Annotated in this window: 19 protein-coding genes; 14 read left to right on the top strand and 5 right to left on the bottom strand. The window is 65.4% G+C overall.

Annotated elements, in window-relative coordinates; genetic code table 11:
• Positions 1–35: 35 nt before the first annotated feature.
• The 3 genes from MKK52_RS06420 to MKK52_RS06410 form a co-directional block, all read right to left on the bottom strand.
• Complete coding sequence (locus MKK52_RS06420) at positions 36–1,727, bottom strand: methyl-accepting chemotaxis protein (protein WP_243952980.1); 1,692 nt, start codon at positions 1,725–1,727, stop codon at positions 36–38.
• A gap of 249 nt (positions 1,728–1,976) precedes the next feature.
• Entirely contained in the window at positions 1,977–2,474 is a 498-nt protein-coding gene (locus MKK52_RS06415) for a PAS domain-containing protein (RefSeq protein ID WP_243952979.1), read from the bottom strand.
• A gap of 49 nt (positions 2,475–2,523) precedes the next feature.
• Positions 2,524–2,790, bottom strand: coding sequence for a hypothetical protein (locus tag MKK52_RS06410; RefSeq protein WP_243952978.1), 267 nt, complete (start codon positions 2,788–2,790; stop codon positions 2,524–2,526).
• A gap of 306 nt (positions 2,791–3,096) precedes the next feature.
• Between MKK52_RS06410 and MKK52_RS06405 the strand changes: the two genes are divergently transcribed.
• Positions 3,097–3,867, top strand: a complete 771-nt coding sequence (locus tag MKK52_RS06405; RefSeq protein WP_243952977.1) for a helix-turn-helix domain-containing protein — start codon at positions 3,097–3,099, stop codon at positions 3,865–3,867.
• 972 nt (positions 3,868–4,839) lie between these two features.
• Here the strand turns inward: MKK52_RS06405 and MKK52_RS06400 are convergent.
• Positions 4,840–5,448: an NAD(P)-dependent oxidoreductase gene (locus tag MKK52_RS06400; protein ID WP_243952976.1), complete on the bottom strand. Its 609-nt coding sequence runs from the start codon at positions 5,446–5,448 to the stop codon at positions 4,840–4,842.
• Between the two features lie 103 nt (positions 5,449–5,551).
• Between MKK52_RS06400 and MKK52_RS06395 the strand changes: the two genes are divergently transcribed.
• From MKK52_RS06395 to MKK52_RS06360, 8 genes are all read left to right on the top strand, one after another.
• Positions 5,552–5,926 (top strand): winged helix-turn-helix transcriptional regulator, encoded by a 375-nt coding sequence (locus MKK52_RS06395; RefSeq protein WP_243952975.1) that lies wholly within the window; start codon positions 5,552–5,554, stop codon positions 5,924–5,926.
• Positions 5,927–6,409: 483 nt separating this feature from the next.
• On the top strand, positions 6,410–7,300 hold the full coding sequence (locus tag MKK52_RS06390; RefSeq protein WP_243928149.1) for an SMP-30/gluconolactonase/LRE family protein: 891 nt from the start codon (positions 6,410–6,412) through the stop codon (positions 7,298–7,300).
• A 65-nt stretch (positions 7,301–7,365) separates the two neighbouring features.
• Positions 7,366–9,189, top strand: a complete 1,824-nt coding sequence (locus MKK52_RS06385; protein WP_243952974.1) for a glycoside hydrolase family 15 protein — start codon at positions 7,366–7,368, stop codon at positions 9,187–9,189.
• Positions 9,190–9,220: 31 nt separating this feature from the next.
• Positions 9,221–10,183: a TIGR03885 family FMN-dependent LLM class oxidoreductase gene (locus tag MKK52_RS06380; RefSeq protein WP_243928151.1), complete on the top strand. Its 963-nt coding sequence runs from the start codon at positions 9,221–9,223 to the stop codon at positions 10,181–10,183.
• Between the two features lie 398 nt (positions 10,184–10,581).
• A complete protein-coding gene (locus MKK52_RS06375) occupies positions 10,582–12,252 on the top strand; it encodes a methyl-accepting chemotaxis protein (protein WP_243952973.1) in 1,671 nt (556 codons plus the stop codon).
• A 364-nt stretch (positions 12,253–12,616) separates the two neighbouring features.
• Entirely contained in the window at positions 12,617–13,105 is a 489-nt protein-coding gene (locus MKK52_RS06370; protein ID WP_243952972.1) for a TadE/TadG family type IV pilus assembly protein, read from the top strand.
• On the top strand, positions 13,105–13,641 hold the full coding sequence (locus tag MKK52_RS06365; protein ID WP_243952971.1) for a TadE/TadG family type IV pilus assembly protein: 537 nt from the start codon (positions 13,105–13,107) through the stop codon (positions 13,639–13,641). The genes MKK52_RS06370 and MKK52_RS06365 overlap by 1 nt, the downstream gene beginning before the upstream one ends.
• Positions 13,642–13,667: 26 nt before the next feature.
• Positions 13,668–14,675, top strand: a complete 1,008-nt coding sequence (locus tag MKK52_RS06360) for a TadE/TadG family type IV pilus assembly protein (protein WP_243952970.1) — start codon at positions 13,668–13,670, stop codon at positions 14,673–14,675.
• Between the two features lie 402 nt (positions 14,676–15,077).
• Here the strand turns inward: MKK52_RS06360 and MKK52_RS06355 are convergent, their stop codons facing one another.
• Positions 15,078–16,697: a methyl-accepting chemotaxis protein gene (locus MKK52_RS06355; RefSeq protein ID WP_243952969.1), complete on the bottom strand. Its 1,620-nt coding sequence runs from the start codon at positions 16,695–16,697 to the stop codon at positions 15,078–15,080.
• A gap of 202 nt (positions 16,698–16,899) precedes the next feature.
• Here MKK52_RS06355 and MKK52_RS06350 point away from each other — a divergent pair, with 202 nt between their 5' ends.
• From MKK52_RS06350 to MKK52_RS06330, 5 genes are all read left to right on the top strand, one after another.
• Positions 16,900–17,265 carry a hypothetical protein gene (locus MKK52_RS06350; protein WP_243952968.1) on the top strand — a complete coding sequence of 122 codons (366 nt, stop codon included), beginning with the start codon at positions 16,900–16,902 and terminating at the stop codon, positions 17,263–17,265.
• A gap of 65 nt (positions 17,266–17,330) precedes the next feature.
• Entirely contained in the window at positions 17,331–18,689 is a 1,359-nt protein-coding gene (locus MKK52_RS06345; RefSeq protein WP_243952967.1) for a CHASE3 domain-containing protein, read from the top strand.
• A gap of 32 nt (positions 18,690–18,721) precedes the next feature.
• Positions 18,722–19,420 carry a L,D-transpeptidase gene (locus tag MKK52_RS06340; RefSeq protein ID WP_243952966.1) on the top strand — a complete coding sequence of 233 codons (699 nt, stop codon included), beginning with the start codon at positions 18,722–18,724 and terminating at the stop codon, positions 19,418–19,420.
• 100 nt (positions 19,421–19,520) lie between these two features.
• Complete coding sequence (locus MKK52_RS06335; RefSeq protein ID WP_243952965.1) at positions 19,521–19,742, top strand: hypothetical protein; 222 nt, start codon at positions 19,521–19,523, stop codon at positions 19,740–19,742.
• A gap of 112 nt (positions 19,743–19,854) precedes the next feature.
• Positions 19,855–21,123 carry an efflux RND transporter periplasmic adaptor subunit gene (locus tag MKK52_RS06330; RefSeq protein WP_243952964.1) on the top strand — a complete coding sequence of 423 codons (1,269 nt, stop codon included), beginning with the start codon at positions 19,855–19,857 and terminating at the stop codon, positions 21,121–21,123.
• Positions 21,124–21,128: the final 5 nt, after the last annotated feature.

The following is a 21,128-nucleotide window of genomic DNA, read 5'->3' as shown; positions in this document are numbered from 1 at the left end:
CGCTTCAGCGCGTGGCGTCAACGAGCTTCATCGCCTCATGCTGCGCGCACGGTGGCGAGGAAGCGGGCGACCTCGGCCGCGAGATGCTCCGACTGGCGCGACAGCTCCGAAGCTGCCCCCAGAACTTGCGTCGCCGCGGCGCCAGTCTCCTCCGCCGCCCCCGCTACGCCGGCGATGTTTCCCGTCACCTCCCCCGTACCAGCCGCCGCTTGGGCGACGTTGCGCACGATCTCCTGGGTCGCCGCGCCCTGCTGCTCCACCGCGATCGCGATCGAGGTCGCCACCGTGTTGATCTCACGGATGCGCCCGGTGATGCCGCCGATCGACGCCACGGCCTGCCCCGTGGAAGCCTGGATCTGCGCGATCTGACTCGAGATCTCCTGCGTGGCCCGTGCCGTTTGACCGGCCAGCTCCTTCACCTCCGCCGCAACCACGGCGAAGCCCTTGCCGGCTTCACCCGCGCGCGCCGCCTCGATCGTCGCGTTGAGGGCCAGCAGGTTGGTCTGCCCGGCGATCGACGAGATCAACCCGACTACGTCGTCGATCCGCGAGACGGTGGTGCTGAGGTGCTGGACTAGAGCACCGGCCTGATCGGCCTCGTGCACGGCGAGCCGCGCCAGTTCGGCCGAGCCATCGACCTGCCGGCCGATCTCCTGAACCGACGAGCCCAGCTGCTCCGCAGCGGCGGCTACGGTGTTGACGTTCGAAGCCGCCTCCTCGGCCGCGGCGGCCACGGCGGAGGACTGCGCTGCGGTCTCGGCCGCCGTGCCGCTCATCGTCCCGGCGGTGGCCTGTAACTCGGTCGCCGAGGACGAGACCATGCCGATGACGCCGCCGACCGCAGCTTCGAAGCCGTCCGCCATCTGGCGCATGCCGGCCTTGCGCTGCTCCTCGGCGGCAAGACGTGCTTGGACGGTTTCCTCCTCCAAAGCTCGAGAGCGGATGAGGTTGTCCTTGAACACCTGTACAGTCGCCGCCATCGCGCCAATCTCATCCTGCCGTGAGCGGAAGGGTATTTCGGATGCAGCATCACCCCCAGCCAGGATCTGCATCGCGGCCGTCATCCGAGTGATCGGGCGAGATACACGGAGAAAACCGAAGGCCGCAGCGGCGAGCGCGGTGATCAGCGCCAGAAAGGCTGCGATGTAGGCCAGCGACGTAGCGCTACCGACATCGCCCATCGCCGTCTCGGCGTCCCGACGTGCGCTGACCTCGTTCAGCTTAACGTCACGCTGCAGCATCGCCCGTGCTTCATCGTAGAACCGGACAGCCTCGGGACCGCTCAGAAGGGCGACCGCTTCCGCCCTCTGGCCCGCCTCCATGAGACGGCGAGTCTCAGTATCGGCGTGAGCGAAGCTCGCCCAAGCGGCGCCGAAGGCATCGTAGAGCGCCCTTTCCTCGACCGAGAAGATCAGCGGTTCGTAGGTCCGACGCGCAGCCGCGAGCGCCTCGTGTGTCGCAGCGAGTGCCGCCTCGTTCTCGGCGAGCCGAGCGGCGGTATCCGACAGAGCGAGCAGGCGTAGCTGCTTGATGCGCACCTCAGAACTGGCGGCCCTGATCTCGTTCACGGCGATGACGGAGGGCAGCCAATTGGTAGCCACTTCGGTGACACCGCGCTTGATGCCTCCAAGTTTAAGGACAGAGACACCACCCTGGCCGACGCAGATCAAAGCGAGGAGCCCGAAGGCACCGGCGAGGGATGTCTTGAGAGACAAGTGAAGGCGCATAGTTCGACCGCTCAGGTAGGCGAGCCCATAGGTCTACCGATCCACAATCCCAAAGGATTGACGGTCAGACTTAGCCGCATGGGCAAGTGGAACGCGATGCGAGCAAAGCGAGGACAATCGCTGCGTCCCGCTCTACCAGTATCTCCATCATCATCTTAACTGATGAATCAGATATTAATTTGAGCGCAAGTTATATATGAAGGAATAGTAATGCATGTTAGGTTGAACGATGCATTGATTGGATATCATTCACAGCACGTCTTTTTCTATGACCTCTTCGAACACACGCATTGTCCGCAAAGCGGCGGTCACGGGAGTGTTACTTATGTTGGTGGGAGTGTAGCGACCTGCCTGACCGACGGAAGGTCGTCCGACACGGCGCATCACCTCACGCTGGAACGCGATGAACGCGAATATTTGGCCGTCGGGCCCGCGGCACGGTCGGCAGTCGATCTCGACCCGGTACTTCGTGCCGTCAGGACGGTAATTCGTAAGGAAGCCGTGGAAGCGCCCACCATACTTAAGGGTATGATGAAATGCGTCGAGACTGGTCCGGCGGGTGTCCTTGCCCTGCATAAAGCGAGGGCTCGTCCCGACAAGGGATGTATGATCCCGGCCGGTCAAGAAACCAAATGCAGCGTTGACGTACAGGATCGTCGGACCTGGGCGATTAAGCTCGGCATCGGTGACGACGACCGCGATTGCAGCCTCATCAAGAAAGGCACCCACAAACTCGACGAAGGTCATCCTTCATTAGTACGGGAAGTACCGAAGCGTTCCAGAACGGCGTAACTCGTCACGGCATGATGGGATGCGCCGCCATGATCGCGGCCGCGACCTTCGTCCGGAAGGTCTTCTCCTGCAGCACAGTCCGCGACGTAAGGGTCTCTCCCGGCATCTCGGTTGCCAGGATCCCCGCGACGTCGAGCGTATGCCCGCTGGCGAAGCGATAGGGCGGCCCAGCGGGATCGCGCACGAAGTGATCGATCGCCGACACAATCTCTGTGCTGGTGACGATCCCAGCGTTGCGGAGGTCAGCGAGGGTCGAGGGCTTGGCCTGCATGGTCGAGTGGATCATTCCTCAACGTTGACTTAACCACCGCCCGCAGCCGACATGGGCGGTCACGGCCTCGCTCGCCTTCGCGAGTCGTGAGCCGGATCAGGAGACCATCGCCGCGAGATAGACCCTGAAAAGCCAACAGCCCCTTCCCGGCAAGGAAGAGGCTGCTGAAAACCTGAGGCGCTGTGAGGCGCGAGTGACTTCCCCTCACAAGCCATGATCTCCCCTCGGGAGTCAAGCTGAAACGTCAGTTTCGGCAACAGGAAAGGCTTGCCTGGACCCTGGATCGCGGCCCGTGAGGGACCGTGGATGAACACCTATGCCGATGCGATCCGCCGACAGGCGGAGGACGCGCCGCGCGCCGCGCTGCCCGTGGTGACGGGCGCGATGTGGCGCGCCTATGCCGAGGGACAGATCACCGAGGCCGAGGCCGAGACGCTGGCCGCCTTGATCGAGGCGCGGCGATTGTCGAGCGCCGCACACAGCGGTGGACAGAGCCCGAACCCAACGGGAACCCCTGCCGCTCGCGTGGCAGACGCCCCGCAGGATCGTCAGAACAGCCCCAGGACGGGCGCAGGCTCCCGGCCGCGCACGGATGCCAGCCTTGAGCGCCGCCGCCGCTGGGCGGCCTCTGGACGGCTTCCTCCAGCCCTTGCGGCCCGGTTCACCCTGGCCGAGCAAGCCGCCCTTGCCTTGATCGCCGCCGAGACCGCCCGCCGGGGCGATTGCCGGTTGTCCGTCCCGCACCTCGCCGCTCTGGTAGGGGTCGCCGAGACGACGGTGCGCAACGCGATCCGCGAGGCCCGCAAGCTCGGCCTGCTCACCGTCGAGGAACGGCGGCTAACCGGCTATCGCAACGACACGAATGTGGTGCGGATCGTTTCGCCGGAATGGGTCGCGTGGCTACGGCTGGCCAGGAAGGCGAAACCATCACGGTACTCCCATGGTGGCGGCACCTCACGCATGGGGGGTGGGTGCAAATCCCCGAACCGCATGTCTACTAAGATCTTTAAACCCAGAAAAACGGGGACAGCCAGACCCCAGCGAGAATGGATCGCAGCCCATGGCAGGGCATCGTGAGCACGGTCGCGGATGGCAGGCGCGTGGCCCCGTCGCTGCGCTGTGGAAGGCCACGCGCCGGGGCCACACTCAGGGATAGAAGAAGGGCTGCCAAGGACAGAGGCTACCCTCGACTATGACTACTTGCCGCCGCCGCTTCCCGTCGAACCCATTCGGGAGGGCTGCCCTTCATTGCCAGAAGCGGCCGAGTCGTTCGAAATGCCGTCCGCAGCACGTCCGGTCGGCGAGTAGCTGGCAGAGCCCTCTTCACCCGTCGAGCCCGGCCGACGGGTGACGACACCTGGCGCACCACGGGGGACAATAACGGTTGTAGTGGTCGGGCTTTCTAAAACCTGGGCGAAGGCAGGAGTAGTGAGCGCTGCGACAAACGCCGCAACGAGAATACGCTTATTCATAGAAGTCTTTCGCTGAGAGACTGAAGAACGGTCGATCGTGCGCAATGTGTCCCAGCGTCAGTGTCACAGGTGCGGGCATACCTTGGGTGACCAGCATACGGCCTGATTGAGGTGCTTAGCGAGCGCTCTGGGGACAGGTCCAAGCGTGCCTGATAAAGTGAAGCCTTCCCTGCACGCGTGCCCGAGGCGTTCGCGACACCGCACGGCCCGCAGCAGGCGAGCACGCGACGACAGGCGGATGCGAGCCAGTTCCTCCCATCCCGCCCGTGATGCCTTGGCCGGGCGGTTGCGTGAGGGTCGGCGTGGCGGGGGAACTGGACACCGCAAGCGCCGGCTCACGGCCCTTTCTCAGCATCGAGCGGGCCAGCCGCTTTCGACCCATGTCGGTCGTCCGGACCACCGTAGGCGCTTCCCGGAAGCGGACACTCGTCGGCCGCCCGGCAATTTCGGCTTGGGGTGGGGAGCGGACCCTGATCCTGCTTCCTGAAGCGGACGTTCTGGCCACGTCCCTCAGCGGACACGAAAGAGGGTTCTGCTGGCCCCTCCTCGCATCTACCTCCCCGGGACGGGGGGCGGATCAGTAGCCAACGGTGAACCGTTCGCGGGAGTGGGCGGGCCGCTCCAGCTCGTCCACTAGAGCGATGGCATAGTCCTCGAACGAAATGCTACTGCCTTGGTCGTTGGCGAGCAGCTCATCCTTGCCGAGGCGGAACGTGCCGGTACGCTCGCCCGGGATGAACAGCGCGGACGGCGACAGAAACGTCCAGTCTAGCTCCCGTTCGCCCCGCAGGATGTCGAGGTACACGCCGCCGGCCGCCGCTTCGGCCTTATACTGAGGAGGGAAGTTGGGGGTGTCGATGACCTTGACGCCCGGCGCGACCTCCAGACTTCCTGCACCACCAACGACAAGGTAGCGCGCGACCCCCGAGGCCTTGACCGCTGCGAGCAGCTTGTGCGGGTCGCTCGCCGTAAAGTGCACCGAACTGATGACCACGTCATGGCCCTTGATCAGGGCGGCTAGACCGTCCTGGTCGTACACATCGCCGGCCTTGGCGCTGACCCTCGGCAGGGATGGGACTTTTGCGGGGTTGCGGACGATAGCAGTGACGCTGTGCCCACGTTGGGACAGTTCGCCGAGGATGCGAGCGCCTGCGTTGCCGGTGGCGCCGATGAGAGCAACGTTCATAGTGGTCTGTCCGTTAGGTTCCTGATAGGTACCAGGTGAATGAGAATTACACAGGTGTAAAGAAGGCACCTACAACTCACTTGGTCACCTGGAGGAAACCACCATGCCTACCTCGAACCCCTATGCCGCCACTTGTCCAACCCGGCTGGTGCTGGATCGCGTTGCCGACAAATGGGCGGTGCTGGTGCTCGGCTTGCTGGGCGAAGGCCCCGTCCGGTTTAATCAGCTGCGGCGCACGATCGAGGGCTTGTCGCAAAAGATGCTCTCGCAGACCTTGAAGAACCTGGAGCGAGATGGGTTGGTCCACCGCAAGGCCATCCCGACCGTGCCGGTGACGGTCGAGTACAGCATCACGCCGCTTGGGCAGACGCTATCTGCAACTGTTGATGCTCTGCGCGTATGGGCGGAGAGCCACATTGAGGACGTGTTGGCCGCACAGGCGCGCTACGACGCGGGCTCATCCACAGTTGCCAACTAGGTCGGCTGTCCACCCACACCAGTCGCTTGGACCGCCTCACCGACAAGCCTGAAAGCAGACGTATATTCCGCCCTTACTCTGGCAGTCATGCGCCATTCGCTTTTGTCGATAGGGCTGAAGGTAACGTCCTCGGCCGCGTCGCGCGTCATGACGTCCATGGACCGAGCGAAGATGCTGTGCGCCACGGCCAGGACCAGCATCGCGAGTATCCCGTCGCGTTGTAGGTAGGGCTGCTCGCAACCCGCGGTAAGGAGCTCTGGTAGGTCGAGCGCGCGATGGAAGTGGGAACGCCAGATGCGCTTGGTGTCGCCCAAAGACCGCCCACTTATCGGCACAACAGACGAATGCATTAGATGAAGTGGGGATTAGAAGCAATTCTGATACGTGTGTAGCGATCAAGGCTATCTGCGGCAAGTTATCGAGGATTGGGAACTAGCCGATTGTACACGCGTCATCGCTCGACCGTGGAGAGCGAGCTTGTCAATGACTGAGCAGTCGGTTGTCATTCTGGACGGTACCCGGTGCCACCTCGGCGAAGGGCCGAGCTACGATCCCGCGACCGATACCGTGTGGTGGGTCGATATCCTCGAATCCCGGCTGTTCGAACGATCCCTTGATCCGGCAACGACGCGGGCAAAGATCCATGCGCTGCCGGTCATGGCGAGCGACGTCGCCGCCATTGATGCAGACCGTCATCTCCTCTCCGCCGACGATGGACTGTACGTTCGGACAATCTCGACCGGCGATCTGGGCTTGCTTTGCCCCCTTGAAGGAGACATTCCCGGCAACCGCTCCAATGACGGCCGGGTACATCCGAGCGGTGCCCTTTGGATCGGCACCATGGGGCGGAAGGCTGAGCCAGGACGTGGATCGATCTACCACGTAGCCGGATCGCAGATCACGCGCCTCTATCGCGGGTTGACCACACCCAACGGCATCGCCTTCTCCCCCGACGGGGCCACGGGTTACTTCGTCGATACCGCCGAAGGCGTGCTTCGGCGCGTGGCCCTGGATCCAGCCACCGGCCTGCCGCGGGGCGAGCCCGAGACGCACTACGATCACAGCGACGGAGACGGTGGCATCGACGGAGCAGCCACCGACGTGGAAGGTCTGATCTGGACGGCGCGTTTCGGGGCGAGTTGCCTCGACGCTTACAGCCCGTCCGGCGAGCGCGTCCGCACGATCCCCGTCCCCGTGCGGCAACCGACCTGCCCCACCTTCGCCGGACGCGCCCTCGACCGGTTGCTGGTGACCGCCGGCTACGAAGGCATGGACGAGGCAGCGCGAACTGCCGATCCCCATCACGGCCGGACACTGCTGGTCGATGTCGGTGTCCGAGGACTGCTCGAACCGGCGTTTCGCCTCGCCGTCTGACCTCCGGCGATCCCTCTCATTCCCAAACCGAACGAGCGCCGCGAGAGCGCCGCCGAGGAGCCGCCATGCCTGTGCCCGAAGACCGTGCCTATCAACCGATCGAAGCCTACGCGCTGCTCGGCAATTGCGAAGGCTGTGCCCTGGTGGCCCGGGATGGATCCCTGGATTGGGCTTGCCTGGAGCGGTTCGATTCCGACCCGACCTTCTCGCGGCTGCTCGACCGCCGGCGGGGCGGGTACTTCGTCGTTCGCCCCGAGGGTGACTACGAGACGGCGCGGCAATACCTCAGCCGCACCAACATCCTGCAAACGACCTTCACCACGGCGGACGGCTTCGTCCACCTCTACGACTTCATGGTCGGTCCGGAGGGCGGCCAGGGGCGCCCGCGGCTTGTGCGCCTCATCGTGGGACTATCGGGATCTGTCCCCATGATCGCGGCCTACCGCCCCCTGGCCGGCTTCGCGGAGACCTTCGCGCCGCTGACGGTGCGTGACGGCCGCATCACCGCCGAGGGATGCCCCAGCCTCTCCACCGACGCCCGGTTCGAGACCGAGGACGGGGTGGGGGTCGCGCGCTTCACCCTGTCGGGTGGCGAGAGCCGGTCCTTCGCCCTGTATCTCGGCGAGCCGCCCGCGACGCCGCCGGACGCCTACGCCTTGATGGAGGACGTGCGCCGGACCTGGGCCCTGTGGACGCGGGACTCCGCCTATGTCGGCCCGCTGGCCGACGAGTTGATGCGGTCGGCCCTCGTGCTCAAGACCCTGACGTACGGGCCCACCGGGGCGATCGTGGCGGCGGCCACGACGTCCCTCCCGGAGGAGGTCGGCGGGATCCGCAACTGGGATTACCGCTTCTGCTGGATCCGGGACGCCTGCCTGTCCTTCTACGTCCTCAAGAAGTTCGGCATGTCCCGCGAGGCGGAAAGGTTCTTCGAGTTCGTCTGCGCCCTGTGCGACCGGGAGGAGGGACAGCTTAAGCCGCTCTACAGCATCTCCGGGGAGGCCGACCTGGAAGAGACCGTGGTCGAGCACTTCGAGGGCTGGCGCGGATCGGGGCCCGTCCACCACGGCAACGGCGCGGCCGACCAGCATCAGGCCGACGCCTACGGCCAAGTGCTCGACCTGTTTTATCTCTACGAGCGCCTCGGCGGCACCCTGCCCGAGGGCCTGCATGGGCATGGGGCGCGGCTGGCGGACATCTCCGCCGCCCACTGGCATGAGCCCGATGCGGGGCTGTGGGAGCCGAGGAAGCCGGAGCAGCGCTACCTGCACGCGGCGATCATGAACTGGGTGGCCCTGGATCGGGCGATCCGCCTGTTCGGCCCCCGGGAGAGCTGGTGCGCCGAGCGGGATCGCATCGTCGCCTTCGTCAACGGCGAGGCGGTGCATGCGGACGGCTACTACCCGCAATATGCCGGGGGCGGGGATGTCGACGCGGCCCTGCTCATCGCACCGATGGTGGGCTTCCCCGTCGACGAGGCCGTCTTCGCCCGCACGGTCGATGTCATCATCGAGCGCCTGGGCCATGGCCAGCTCGTCTACCGGTACAAGAACGACGACGGCCTTCCCGGCAAGGAGGGGACCTTCGTCCTCTGCGCCTTCTGGCTGGTGGATGCGCTCCTGTGGCTCGGCCGGGAGGTCGAGGCCCGGACCCGCTTCGCCGCCCTGCGGGTGCTTCAGAACGATGTCGGGCTGATCGCGGAGCAGACCGGGGAGGACGGCGCATTCCTCGGCAACTTCCCGCAGGCGTTCAGCCATCTCGGGTTGATCCACTCCGCGCTGATGCTCGACCTCTACGAGCACGGGGGACGTGCCGCCGTGCAGGGCACCTACGCCGACCGGACCCTGCGGGAAACCGACACCCGGCGCGCGCCGACGATCGCAGCGTGAACGGTATCAAGGGAACAAGAGGGCAAACACTGTGACACGGATCGGCTATCACGTCTCGCACGAGCAGCATGCGCCCTCGGCGCTCTTGGGCTACGTCCAGGCCGCGGAGGCGGCGGGCTTTGCCTGCGCCATGTCCTCGGAGCACTTCCGCCCCTGGAGCCTCAAGCAGGGTCATTCGGGCCACGCGTGGTCGTGGCTCGGCGCGGCGCTGGCGACGACCCGCTTGCCGTTCGGGATCATCACGGCCCCCGGCTACCGCCACCATCCGGCGGTCCTGGCGCAGTCGGCCGCGACGCTGTCCGAGATGTTCCCGCAGAGGCTGTGGCTCGCGCTGGGCTCGGGCCAGCGCCTCAACGAGGACGTCACCGGGCTGCCCTGGCCGGAGAAGGCGGAGCGGACCGCCCGGCTGGCCGAGTGCGCCGCCGTCATCCGTGCCCTCTTCGCCGGAGAGACCGTGACCCATCGCGGGCGGGTGACCGTGGTCGATGCCAAGCTGTATTCCCGGCCCGAGCGCGCGCCGCTGCTGATCGCCGGCGCGGTGACCCCAGAGACCGCCCGACAGGTCGCACGCTGGGCCGACGGCCTCGCGACGGTGGGGATCGACCCGGCCAAGCTGCGCAAGGTCTTCGACGCGTTCCGCGAGGGAGGAGGCGCGGGCAAGCCGATCTTCCTGCAGACGAAGGTCTGCTGGGATCCCGATCCGTCCCGGGCCCTAGCCCTGGCCCATGACCAATGGGCGAGCAACATGCTGGAGGGCGACGTGAACTGGGACCTGCGCCTGCCGGAGGATTTCGACACCGCCTCGCGCTTTGTGCGGGCGGAGGATGTACCGGGCTACGTGCGCATCTCCGAGGATCTCGGCCGCCAGACGGCGTGGCTCGCCGAACTCGCCGAGCTAGGCCCCGCCGAGATCATTGTGCATCAGGTCGCGGGCGATCAGGCTGCGTTCATCGAGGCCTTCGGACGGAAGGTTGTACCGGCCTTTGCTCATTGATTGAGAGGCCGTTCTGCTGATGCGTGCCTCAGGTAGTATCGAGCAGCTAACGATAGTCCGCTTCGCGGCTGTGTGGTGCTCAAAGCGGCAAGACTGCTTTCCACCCCAAGCAGGCATTCGGCTTGCGACCCAACTCGGCCGCTCAAACCTCTGGCGGCGCTTCTCCAAAGCAGCCATTCGCTATCCGGCAATATCACATGAGCAGGGGCGTACTTCGGCCCCATGATCTTAATCGGACGCTGAATGCGATAGCGATTAGCTCCATTTGAATGCACCGTACGCAGGCCATACTGTATATCTGTCTATGCGTATTGGTAAATTCAATGAGTGACCGCGATTAGTGAAATGTTAATTATAATAGAGTAGTCTTCGGCATCATTTGGGGGGCTGGTCTCGCCGTGAACTTCCGTGTCAAACATACCATCATTGGTCTCGTCGTAGGCCTCGCGCTTGCAATTCTAGGGCAGGGTGCGCTCGGGCTGTGGCAACTCGCCTCGGCAAATGAAAGAGCACTCGAACTTTCCAGCAATTGGCTTCCAAGCGTCCGCGAGCTGGGCGAGCTCAAGTACAGGGTTGTCCGCTTGCGGATCGTCGACTCCCGCTACATGATCGGCGTCGACACGATCGCCGATCTGGAGCGCCAAACCGCGAGCCGTCTCGCCGACGTCGAGGCGACGGCGAGACGGTACGAAGGCATGATTTCTAGCGTGCAAGAGCGTGCGCTTTGGGACGCTTATCGTGAGGCTTGGGCCAAGTATCTCGATATTCGTGGGACGTTCACAGCTGCAGTGAAGGCTGGCGATCTGGTTCATCGCAATGAACTCTTTATCGCGAGCCGCGATGCATATGATGCCGGGCTCAAGATCCTCGATCAGGATACGGCCCTCAATACGCAGGGTGGCGATGACGCGACGGCGGCGGCGGCCAGCACCTATCGTCAAGCACGGTGGCTGACAGGACTACTCTGCGGTCTCGCCATGGCCGTCGGCTTGAGCGGTCTTGCCTACGTGCTCGCCGGTCTGACGCACCCACTTGATCGACTGGTACAGCGGATGCGCGTGCTATCCGCAGGCGATGCGTCAGCCGAGGTTCCCTATCTCGCCCGCACGAACGAAATTGGAGCCATCGCCACCGCCGTCGAGGCGTCTCGACAAAACTTGATCCGAACCCGTAACCTCGAAGAGGCTACCGCCCTGGCGCGAGCTTCAGCCGAGGAGCAGCGCAAGGCCGGCATGCGACACATGGCTGACGGCTTCGAAGCCGCTGTGGGCGGCATCATCAGTATGGTGTCATCCTCCGCAACTGAATTGCAGGCCACCGCGCAGACGATGACGGCGACTGCAACTGAGACGGCCAGCCAGTCGACGACCGTGGCTGCGGCAGCCGAGGAAGCGGCGTCGAACGTCAACACGGTGGCAGCCGCCGCTGAAGAACTCGGCTCGTCGGTTCAGGAGATTGGGCGTCAGGTTGCTGGCTCGGCTGAACTGGCACAACGTACGGTCGACGAGGCCGATCAAACCGGTACCTTGGTGCAGGAACTCAGCGCGGCCGTTTCTCGGATTGGCGATGTCGTCGGCTTGATCTCGAACATCGCGGGGCAAACGAACCTCCTTGCGCTCAACGCAACTATTGAGGCAGCGCGCGCGGGAGCGGCGGGCAAAGGCTTCGCGGTCGTGGCCGCAGAGGTTAAGGCTTTGGCCGAGCAAACTGCCAAGGCGACGAACGAAATTTCCTCACAGATCGCGCGTATTCAGGCTTCCACGAGCCAAGCCGTGACCTCCATAGACGGCATCACGGGACGGATCCGCGAGATTAGCGGCGTGGCCACCTCGATCGCGGCGGCGGTGGAGGAACAAGGAGCGGCGACGCAGGAGATCGTAAGGAACGTCAGCCAGGCTGCAATGGGGACGAGTGAGGTAACCAGCAACATCGCGGGAGTGGCGAGCGCTGCGGAAGAGACTGGTGCGGCGGCGAGCCAAGTCCTTGGGGCAGCCTCGGAGCTGTCGCGTCAGTCCGAGCAGTTGGCTGCCGAGGTCGGGCGGTTCCTCGCCACGGTTCGCGCAGCGTAGCCATACGGCCGCAGTTTGCGCAATGAAGCGTCCGCTTCTCGGTCTGTTGGGCCTTGAAGCGGACAGGCAAAAAACCACCCACAGCGGTCCTACCGCATCAGACCCAACTCAGCCACCTAAGCCGTTACAGGAACACCCCAAAAGCAGTCACGCATTAATCGTTCGGCAAAGTGCGCCATAGAGTCGGTCGGATCAAACCTTCCGATCCTCGTGCTTTTCAAGGCCCAAGAAATCGTCCGTTTCTGTGAAAGGCGACGCATGCGGCGTCGAATGTTAACAGCTTGGCAAGATTTTTTCGCCTTCTCTAAATGTGGGAAAATTTCTCACATATATAAGATCGCGTGGTCTAAAGGTGGCCCCGGACGTGTACCGCTTCCGACCTGATCTGGGCATCCATCGCGATCGAAGTGGCGTCACAGCCATCGAGTTCGGCTTGCTTGCGCCTGTTTTCCTGTTGATCCTATGTGCGTGGATCGAAGTCGGGCTCTGCTTGATGATGGAGAGCACACTCGACAACGCCGTGCGCGATGCCAGCCGCCTGATCCGAACCGGCTCGGCAACTGAAGCGACTTTCAAAGCTGCAATCTGCGCCAAAATGCCGGTCATTCCGTGCGCTAGCATCACCTACAACGTCCAATCGGGGTCAAGCTTCTCTGCTCTCAGCGTCATCGCCGTATCGAGCACTAGCACGTTAGCTAGCACCGGCTTCAACACTGGTAGTTCCGGTTCGGACATGCTGGTGCAAGTCGCCTACAGTAAACCCGCCTTTTTCTCCTCGCTTCTTAAAGCAGCAGGTTTTGGCGGAAATATTCTGATCATGACGACGCTTGCCTTCCAAAACGAGAGCTACTGATGCGTGCGTTACTCAGCCGTTTTACGGCCGACCGCCGCGGGTTGGGCGCGGTTGAGTTTGCCCTGGTCCTGCCGTTCATGCTCACGGCCTGCTTCGGCAGCGTGCAATGCTATCTGCTGGCGCGTGCCAAGATGCTCACCGTCGCCGCGGCCCGCAATCTCGCCGACCTTGTCTCTCAGCAGGACAGCGTCAGCGCCAGTGTCATGGCTGATTTCTGTACAGCGGGGAAGCTATCGATACAGCCGCTCCCCAGCACAACACTCAAAATTTCGGTGGCTAGCGTCAACTACTCCAGCACAACTTCCGCGCCGGCGATCGCCTGGACCGATACAACCTGTGGAAGCGTCGCGGCCATAACTACCGCGGCAACGCTCGCCAAGAGTGTAGTCACCGCTAGCGGCGACAGCGCCATCGTGGTTTGTGCCACCTACACCCTGAGCCTCCCGATCTCCTTCCCGGTGGGTTCGAGTTTCGCTTTGACCGGTACCGCGTTGGCGCGCCCGCGCAACGGCGTGGCCGTCACATACAGCACCTGAACCCCCTCAAAGTTTGGATCAACTGTATGCGCTTCCCGCAGCTCGACCTTATCTTGACCTTTCGGCGTGACCGCCGTGGCATCTTTGCTCTCTGGCTAGCCGTCGCCTTGATTCCCCTGACGCTGTTTGCAGGCGCCGGCCTCGATATGATGCGGGCGGTGGATCTACGCGCTCAGCTCCAGGCTGCCGTGGACTTTGCAGCTCTGGCGGGGGCGAGTGCTTACACATCGTCGTCGTCGAGTTCGACCGCAACGACAGTGGCGCAGAACTATATGGCAGGTGCCGTCGCCAAACTCACTGCGAATAGCGGGGTGACTTACACGGCGACGCCGGGCACGACAACGAGTGGCAACGCGACACTCTACACCATGACGGTGGCTGCTACGTCGGCCATGCCGACCACCTTGATGAAATTGGTGACCAGCTCGACAACGGTCAAGGTGACGGCCACGGCGCAGAACGCAACTTACACGATTTCCTCGACGCTTTCGGGCTTCGCCAGCAGTGCGGCAGATGCGAATTACATCTATTGGTATGTTGTGCCAAGCGATGGAAGCGTGCCAACTAGCTCAGCTCTCACGTTGCTTTATTCAAACGTCAGCTCGAATAACACCAAAACCGTGACGACTACCATCACCGCCGGTCAGAAAATGGGCTTTGCGCTCAAAAACGTAACGGGTGGCATTTCCAGTTATGGCCGCAACGGCTACAGCGCCGCCCAGGGCACAACACATTGGTTTTACTCGCATTTGATGCCGCCTAGTTCACAGGCATACTCGTCGGTGACCAAGGATTGTAGTCTTCAAGTCCTCGTCTCTGGCTCGTCCAGTTCCCTAAAAAGCGGGGCCTGCCTGACGGCGCTGCCGACTTATGCTGCCGTCAACTGCAGCGAAGCGGCCGGGAAGACACTGACCTTCTATTGGAATGACATGGGCGGTAGTTCGGACGATTATGACTATAACGATGCCGTTTATAAAGTTGTATGCTCGTCTAATTCGGCTACGACACAGACTGGAGTTATATTAAAGAAATAAGCCATTTTGCGCCGGATCGGCATGGTGGGATACGCAATGACTGGAAGCGTGACGGATTAGCAAGCCATTCAAGCCGGCACGGGGCTTGCGGACTGATCCGTATGCCTTGAACTTTCAAGAGCGCGTCGTTGAGGATGTTGGATGCAAATGCGCCGCCTGGGGGCGATCACTGTCCTGGCTGCTGTCGCCTGGCTGAGCTTTGAAATGAAGTTCCAAAATGGTCAGCTTACCGTGCCGACTCCTGCTATGGCCCAAGGCTCTCTGACACCACCTGCAGGTCAACCGCGTGTGACTGCACCCGGTGGATTACGTAAACGAGGCATCCGCTCACACCGAAAGTTCCGCATACATCATAAGCGTTCCCACGGCCATCACTGAGATCGAATAAAGGCGTTGCAAATTTCAATGTCGATAACGCTCCGCGAGCATCATTAACTTTTGAGCGAGCTCGGTTATGTTGGCCGAAGCGGTCTCGACCTGACGCGTCCCCGCCGCCGTCTGCTGGCTCGCCTCACGAATGTTGTGCAGTGCCCCCATCACCTGCTCGATCCCGAGCTGCTGCTGGTTCGTCGAGGCGATGACCTGCTGGAATGCCTGCGCGCCTTCCTCGACTCTGCCAGCAATTTCCTCAATGGCGCGTTGGGTCGTATCCGAGCGCGTCTTGCCCGCCGCTGAGCGCTTCACCGCCTCCTCGGTGAGCATCACCGACGTGTTGATGCCCCGCTGGATCTCCCCGAGGATCGCCCGCACCTGGCCCGTGGCCGCCTTCGCCTGGTCGGCCAGCAGCTTCATCTCCGAGGCCACCACCGCGAAGCTGCGCCCGCTCTCGCCCGCCGCCGCCGCCTCGATGGCCGCGTTCAGCGCCAGGAGATGCGTGCGCTCCGAGATGTCGTTGACGCTCTCGATGATCTCGCCGATCGCCTGGGTCTTCTCCGAGACCCCGACGATGTTGCCGGCCACGGCCTCGGCCTGCTCGCGGATCGCATCCATCGCCTGGGCGGTGTCGGAGACCGCGCGCAGGCCCTGCCGCGAGGTCCTGGCCGTGGCCTGCGCGGTGGCGATGACCTCGCTGGCGCGCTTCGAGATCTGCGCGCCGGAATGGGTGATCTCGTCCACCGTGGCGGCGGTCTCCTGCACGGCGGCGAACTGCTCCTCGACGGAGGCCGCCTGCTCCTGTGCCGAGGCGCGGATCTCGGCCGCCGCCGCGTTGAGGTCGGCGGTCGCCGCCCGGTTCGTGCGGGCGAAATCCGACAGGCCCGTCACCGTCGCGTGCAGCGTGGCGGCGAGCCGGCCGACCTCCCCGTCCGCCTGACCCTCGATCCGCCCGGTCAGGTCGCCCTCCCCGACCCGCTCGACATAGGCCATCACCCGCAGCAGCGGACGCACCACGAGGCGGTTGATGGCGATGCCGAGGCCGATGCAGATCAGCAGGGTGAGCAGCGTGCCGCCCCAGACCGCGAAATCCTCGTCGCGCTGGGTTTGCGCCACCCGCCGGGAGAGGTCGGCGCGGGCCGCCTCCTCCAGGCCCTCGATGGCGGCGAGCTCCGCGCGCAGGCGGTCGAAGAGCTGCTTGCCGCGCCCGTCCGCCTCCAGGCCGATCGCCTCCGCCCGCTGGGCCGGGTCGGCGCCCTTGCGGAGGGCCGCCTCCGCGATGTCGGCCTGCCAGCCGCGCGCCGCCGTCACCGCATCCGCGAGCATCCGGGTGCGGTCGCCGTCGCCGCCGACGAGGCTCCGCAGGCGGCCGACCGCGTCGTCCAGGCTCCGGCGTCCGGCCTGATACGGCTCCAGGCTGCTCGGGCGCCCGGTGATCAGGTAGCCGCGCAGCCCGGTCTCCTGGTTGAGCATCGCCGCGCGGAAGGCATCGAGCCCCCGGATCACCTGATCCGAATGCTCGCGGGCGTCCGTCGCCGTCTGCAGCCGGCTGCGCGTGATCAGGACCGCGCTGCTGCTCAGGATCGACACCAGCGCGATGACGCCGATCGCGCCTCCCAGCAGGCCATTGAGACCCAACGACGTCCGCATCACGGTTTGCCCTGCCCGATCCCGGGCGGTGCCCGACGGGAACGTGATAGCCCGCAACCTCGGCGGTTGCGAGATCGGTCCTCGTCTTGCATCGCATTCCGCCGAGGTGTGCGCCCACACAGAGGACGCCCCCTCATCCGGTTCAGGTCGAACCCACCGCGAGGCGGCGCTTTGTGGTGCGAACGTCGTGGCGGGACCGCACATGGAGAGAACCCTCGCCCCCCTCCTGCTCTGCCTCGGCGGCTGGGCCGCCTTCGGCTCCTGGGCGGAGGCGCATCGCGCCGCCCTGCAGAGCGACCCGCCGGCCCTGCGCGCCGGGATCGAGGCCGACATGGCCTCGCGCCACTGCCCCGACCTGCGGGTCGACACCGAAGGCTTCCGCGCCTTCTCCCATGCCAACCACCTGAACCACGCCGACTTCTTCACCCTGAAGCGCTCGGTCGGCCTGCAGCGGGTCCTCGACGCCGAGACGCGGGCGTTCCGCGACCGGCCTTCGGAGACCTGCGCACAGCTGTGGGACCGCTACGGCGGCGACGGTGCCGAGGAGCACCTCCTCGCGAGACGGTGAGCGCCGCCTGAGGAACCGAAGGGTCCGGCCCGGCTTGGCTGCCCGGATGCCGAGGGGCTTCTGTCGTGAATCGTTTCTGGACCGCGATGCTGCGCTTCACCATCGTGCGGTCGGGGACCGTCACGTGGATGAGCGCGGGTTTCGCCGCCCTGATCCTGATGACCGCCTTCGCCGTCGCCGGCTTCCTGTACCAGCAGCACGGCAGCGACGCGGTGCGCCACACGATCGAGGTGGACGGGCGCCTCGCCCGCGCCCTGTCGGCGCTCCAGGACGCCGAGACCGGGCAGCGCGGCTACGTGATCAGCGGGGACGAGGCGTTCCTCGCGCCGTTCCTGGCGGGCCGCGCCGCCTTCCACCGCGACCTCGACCGCCTGCGCGACCTCGTCCGGGACAATCCCGAACAACTCGCCCAGCTCGACCGCCTGCGGGACCTCGCGGCCCGGTTCGACGGGGATCTCGACGCGAGCGTCGCCCTGCGCCGGAGCGGCGACGCGGCGGGCAGCGCCCGTCTCGTGCGCGAGGGCCAGGGCAAGCGCACCATGGATGCGATCCGCGCCCTGATCCGCGAGATGGAGGCCCACGAGGCCGCCCTGCTCGATGCCCGGCAGGCGCTGGTCTCCCGGATCGCCCTCGCCATCTGGATCACCGTGGCGGCCCTCGTCGTGCTCCTCGTGGTGCTGGCGGCCTCCGCGATCCGCGAGGCCGGGCGCCGGGCCAACCTCGCCCGCTTCCTGCCGGAGGAACTGTCCGACCGCCTCGCCGACGAGGACGACAGCCTGCGCGCCGGGCGGCGGCAGAACGCCGCCGTGGCCTTCGTGGACATGCGCGGCTCCACCGCCCTCGCCGAGACCCTGGATCCGCACGCCCTCTCGCAGTTCCTGACGGCGTTCCGGCGCCGGGTGATGCGCGTCGCCCGCCTGCGCGGCGGGGTGGTCGACAAGTTCATCGGGGACGGCGCCCTGATCGTGTTCGGCCTGCCCGAGCCGCGTCCGGACGACGCAGCCCGGGCGCTCGCCTTCGCCCGGGACCTCGTCGCGGTGATCGAGCGCTGGAACGCCCGGAGCGAGGACCGGGCGCCGATCCGGATCGGCGTCGGCATCCATTACGGCGACCTGTTCTGCGGCATCATCGGCGAGGACATGCGCCTGGAATTCACCGTGCTCGGCGACACGGTGAACGTCGCCGCCCGCCTGGAGCAGGCGACGAAGACGCATGGCGTCCCGATCCTCGTCTCGGAGGCCGTCCTCGCGGCCGCCGGCGACGGCGAGGGCGTCGGGCCTTGGCGGGAGGTGAGCCGGGCGCCCCTGCGGGGGCGGACGGAGGCCATGGCCTATCTCACCCCGGCCGAGGCTGGGGAGCCGGCGCGAGCGACAAGCTTGTCAATTGAACCGGGCGGCGGCAGGCTCTACCCCGTGGGGACTTAGGCCGGCAGGCCGCACACGGGACGACGACGACCATGATCCTGGATTGGCGGAGGGGCAGCGCCCCCGCACGCGGCGGCGCCGCATCGCACGGGCGGCTCGACCGCCGGTCGTTCCTGGCCGGCTCGGCCATGGGCCTCGGCACCCTGGCGCTCGGCGGCTGCAAGACCTCCGACTCGACGAGCCTCGCCGAGGCGGCGAGCCTCTACGGGCCGCTGCCGCAGGAGAAGTTCCCGATCCCGGCGGTCGACATCGCCAAGGTCGATCCGAAATACTACCGCAAGACGGTCGCCTACGAGACGAAGGAGGCGCCCGGCACGATCATCGTCGATCCGAAGAACTACTACGTCTACCGGGTCGAGGACGGCGGCGCGGCGACCCGCTACGGCGCCAATGTCGGGCGCGACGGCTTCCTGTGGAGCGGCGACGCCTATGTCGGCCGCAAGTCCGAATGGGCGGTCTGGACGCCGCCGAAGGAGATGATCAAGCGTCAGCCGGAGGCCGCGAAATACGCCCGCGGCATGCCGGGCGGCCTCGACAATCCACTGGGCGCCCGCACCTTGCACCTCTACCAGAACGGCGCCTACACGCTCTATACGATCTACGCCACGAGCGACCCGGAGACGATCGGCAGCGGCATCACCAGCGGCTGCGTCGGCCTGCTCAGCCAGGACATGATCCACCTCTACGCCCGCACCCCGGTGAAGACGAAAGTGGTGGTCCTGCCGGCCTGAACATGGGCGCGTGACGCTTCCTTAACCGCATCGAGGGCGCGTCTGAACTCGCTCACAAGTTGTATGTTGACCGGCACGACGTCGTTTGCCGGTGACAGACATGCCGCACTCGATCTTCATCCAGGAACGGAAGGGCGACATCCGGCGCCCTCCGGAATTGATCGCCTACGACATCGACAGCGTGGCCCTGGCCAATCGCCTGGTCAGGTCCATCGCCAAGTCCGGCCGCATCAACGGATTCGACCGGATGACGGGCCAGCGCTGGTTCCGGTGGCGGGATACGGTCTTCGAGGTCTACCGCCTGGAGACCGGCCCGTCCTGAGGCCGCCGACGCCCCAGAAACATCCCGGACACCGAACTGTGACAAGTCTGCGATTGCATGCAGAATACTTGCAGTTCGCGGGGCGGACGGATCAACGGGCGGAAACCGGCGGATGCTGAGTGAAGACGGGCATGAGCGCGACGCCCCTCGACCGGACGCGGCGACGGCGCATCGGGGCGACGGCGACGCGCGCGCTCCGGCGACGGGCCCCGCACCGAAACGATCCCGTGCGGGCTGGCTGATCCTGCTCCTGCTCGTCGGGGCGGGCGGCGGCGCCTACGGCTACACCCGCTGGTCCCAGCCCCCGGCGAAGGCCAAGACGAACGTCGCGCTGCCCGTGCCCGTCACCCTCGGGATGGTCGAGCGGGGGCCCTTCGCCCTGGTGACGAACGGGCTGGGCACCGTGCAGGCCTACAACACCGTCCAGGTGCGCACCCGCGTCGACGGCGAGATCCAGCAGGTCGCCTTCCGCGAGGGCCAGACGGTCCACAAGGGCGACCTCCTGGTGCAGGTCGATCCGCGCCCCTATCAGGCGGCGCTGGATCAGGCGAAGGCCAAGAAGGACCAGGACACGGCCAATCTCGGCAACGCCAAGGCCGACCAGACGCGCTATGCCGGCCTCGGCGCCTACGCCTCCCGGCAGCAATTGGAGACGCAGACCGCCCTGGTCGCCCAATTGACCGCGCAGGTGGCCTCCGATCAGGCCGCCATCGACAACGCCACGACGCAGGTTGGCTACGCCTCGATCCGCGCGCCCATCGACGGCGTCACGGGCTTCCGGCAGGTCGATATCGGCAACATCGTCACGGCGGCGGGGCAGACCCCGATCGTGACGATCACACAGGTGGAGCCGATCTTCGTCGTCTTCACGGCGCCGGAGGACCAGTTGCCCGCGATCACGGCGGCCCTGAAGGCCGGCGACGTGCCGGTGGAGGCATGGTCGTCGGACGGGCTCACCAAGCTCGCGGACGGCAAGCTCGCCCTGTTCAACAATCAGGTCGACACCGCGACCGGCACGATCCGCCTCAAGGCCGTGTACGAGAACAAGACCCACGCCCTGTGGCCGGGCCTGTCGGTCTCGACCAAGATGCGCGTCGGCACGGTGGCTCAGGCCACGACCGTCCCCGACAACGCGATCCAGCACGGGCCGGACGGCCTGTTCGCCTTCGTCGTGGACGACGCGAGCCGGGCGCACCCGCGTCCGCTGAAGGCGGGGCGCTCGGATTCGGGCCGGACCCGGATCCTCAGCGGGGATTTCCAGCCCGGCGAGCAGGTGATCGTCGCCGGCCAGTACAAGGTGCAGGAGGGCAGCCTCGTGGCCGATCCGCACGGCGCCGCCCACACCGCGCAGGCGCTGACGCCGACGGAGACGATCCGGTGACGAAG

This window comes from Methylobacterium sp. J-067, from assembly GCF_022829465.1.
In the GTDB taxonomy this organism is placed as follows: domain Bacteria; phylum Pseudomonadota; class Alphaproteobacteria; order Rhizobiales; family Beijerinckiaceae; genus Methylobacterium; species Methylobacterium litchii.
Note: the sequence above shows the minus strand (reverse complement) of the source record. Positions and strands in the feature narration are given on the sequence as shown.

Coding starts and splice junctions, on each gene's coding strand:
- MKK52_RS06330 (WP_243952964.1), top strand. CDS start 19,855: ATGCTGAGTGAAGACGGGCATGAGCGCGACGCCCCTCGACCGGACGCG.
- MKK52_RS06400 (WP_243952976.1), bottom strand. CDS start 5,448: ATGAACGTTGCTCTCATCGGCGCCACCGGCAACGCAGGCGCTCGCATC.
- MKK52_RS06390 (WP_243928149.1), top strand. CDS start 6,410: ATGACTGAGCAGTCGGTTGTCATTCTGGACGGTACCCGGTGCCACCTC.
- MKK52_RS06360 (WP_243952970.1), top strand. CDS start 13,668: ATGCGCTTCCCGCAGCTCGACCTTATCTTGACCTTTCGGCGTGACCGC.
- MKK52_RS06410 (WP_243952978.1), bottom strand. CDS start 2,790: ATGCAGGCCAAGCCCTCGACCCTCGCTGACCTCCGCAACGCTGGGATC.
- MKK52_RS06385 (WP_243952974.1), top strand. CDS start 7,366: ATGCCTGTGCCCGAAGACCGTGCCTATCAACCGATCGAAGCCTACGCG.
- MKK52_RS06420 (WP_243952980.1), bottom strand. CDS start 1,727: ATGCGCCTTCACTTGTCTCTCAAGACATCCCTCGCCGGTGCCTTCGGG.
- MKK52_RS06395 (WP_243952975.1), top strand. CDS start 5,552: ATGCCTACCTCGAACCCCTATGCCGCCACTTGTCCAACCCGGCTGGTG.
- MKK52_RS06405 (WP_243952977.1), top strand. CDS start 3,097: ATGAACACCTATGCCGATGCGATCCGCCGACAGGCGGAGGACGCGCCG.
- MKK52_RS06355 (WP_243952969.1), bottom strand. CDS start 16,697: ATGCGGACGTCGTTGGGTCTCAATGGCCTGCTGGGAGGCGCGATCGGC.
- MKK52_RS06350 (WP_243952968.1), top strand. CDS start 16,900: ATGGAGAGAACCCTCGCCCCCCTCCTGCTCTGCCTCGGCGGCTGGGCC.
- MKK52_RS06335 (WP_243952965.1), top strand. CDS start 19,521: ATGCCGCACTCGATCTTCATCCAGGAACGGAAGGGCGACATCCGGCGC.
- MKK52_RS06365 (WP_243952971.1), top strand. CDS start 13,105: ATGCGTGCGTTACTCAGCCGTTTTACGGCCGACCGCCGCGGGTTGGGC.
- MKK52_RS06415 (WP_243952979.1), bottom strand. CDS start 2,474: ATGACCTTCGTCGAGTTTGTGGGTGCCTTTCTTGATGAGGCTGCAATC.
- MKK52_RS06340 (WP_243952966.1), top strand. CDS start 18,722: ATGATCCTGGATTGGCGGAGGGGCAGCGCCCCCGCACGCGGCGGCGCC.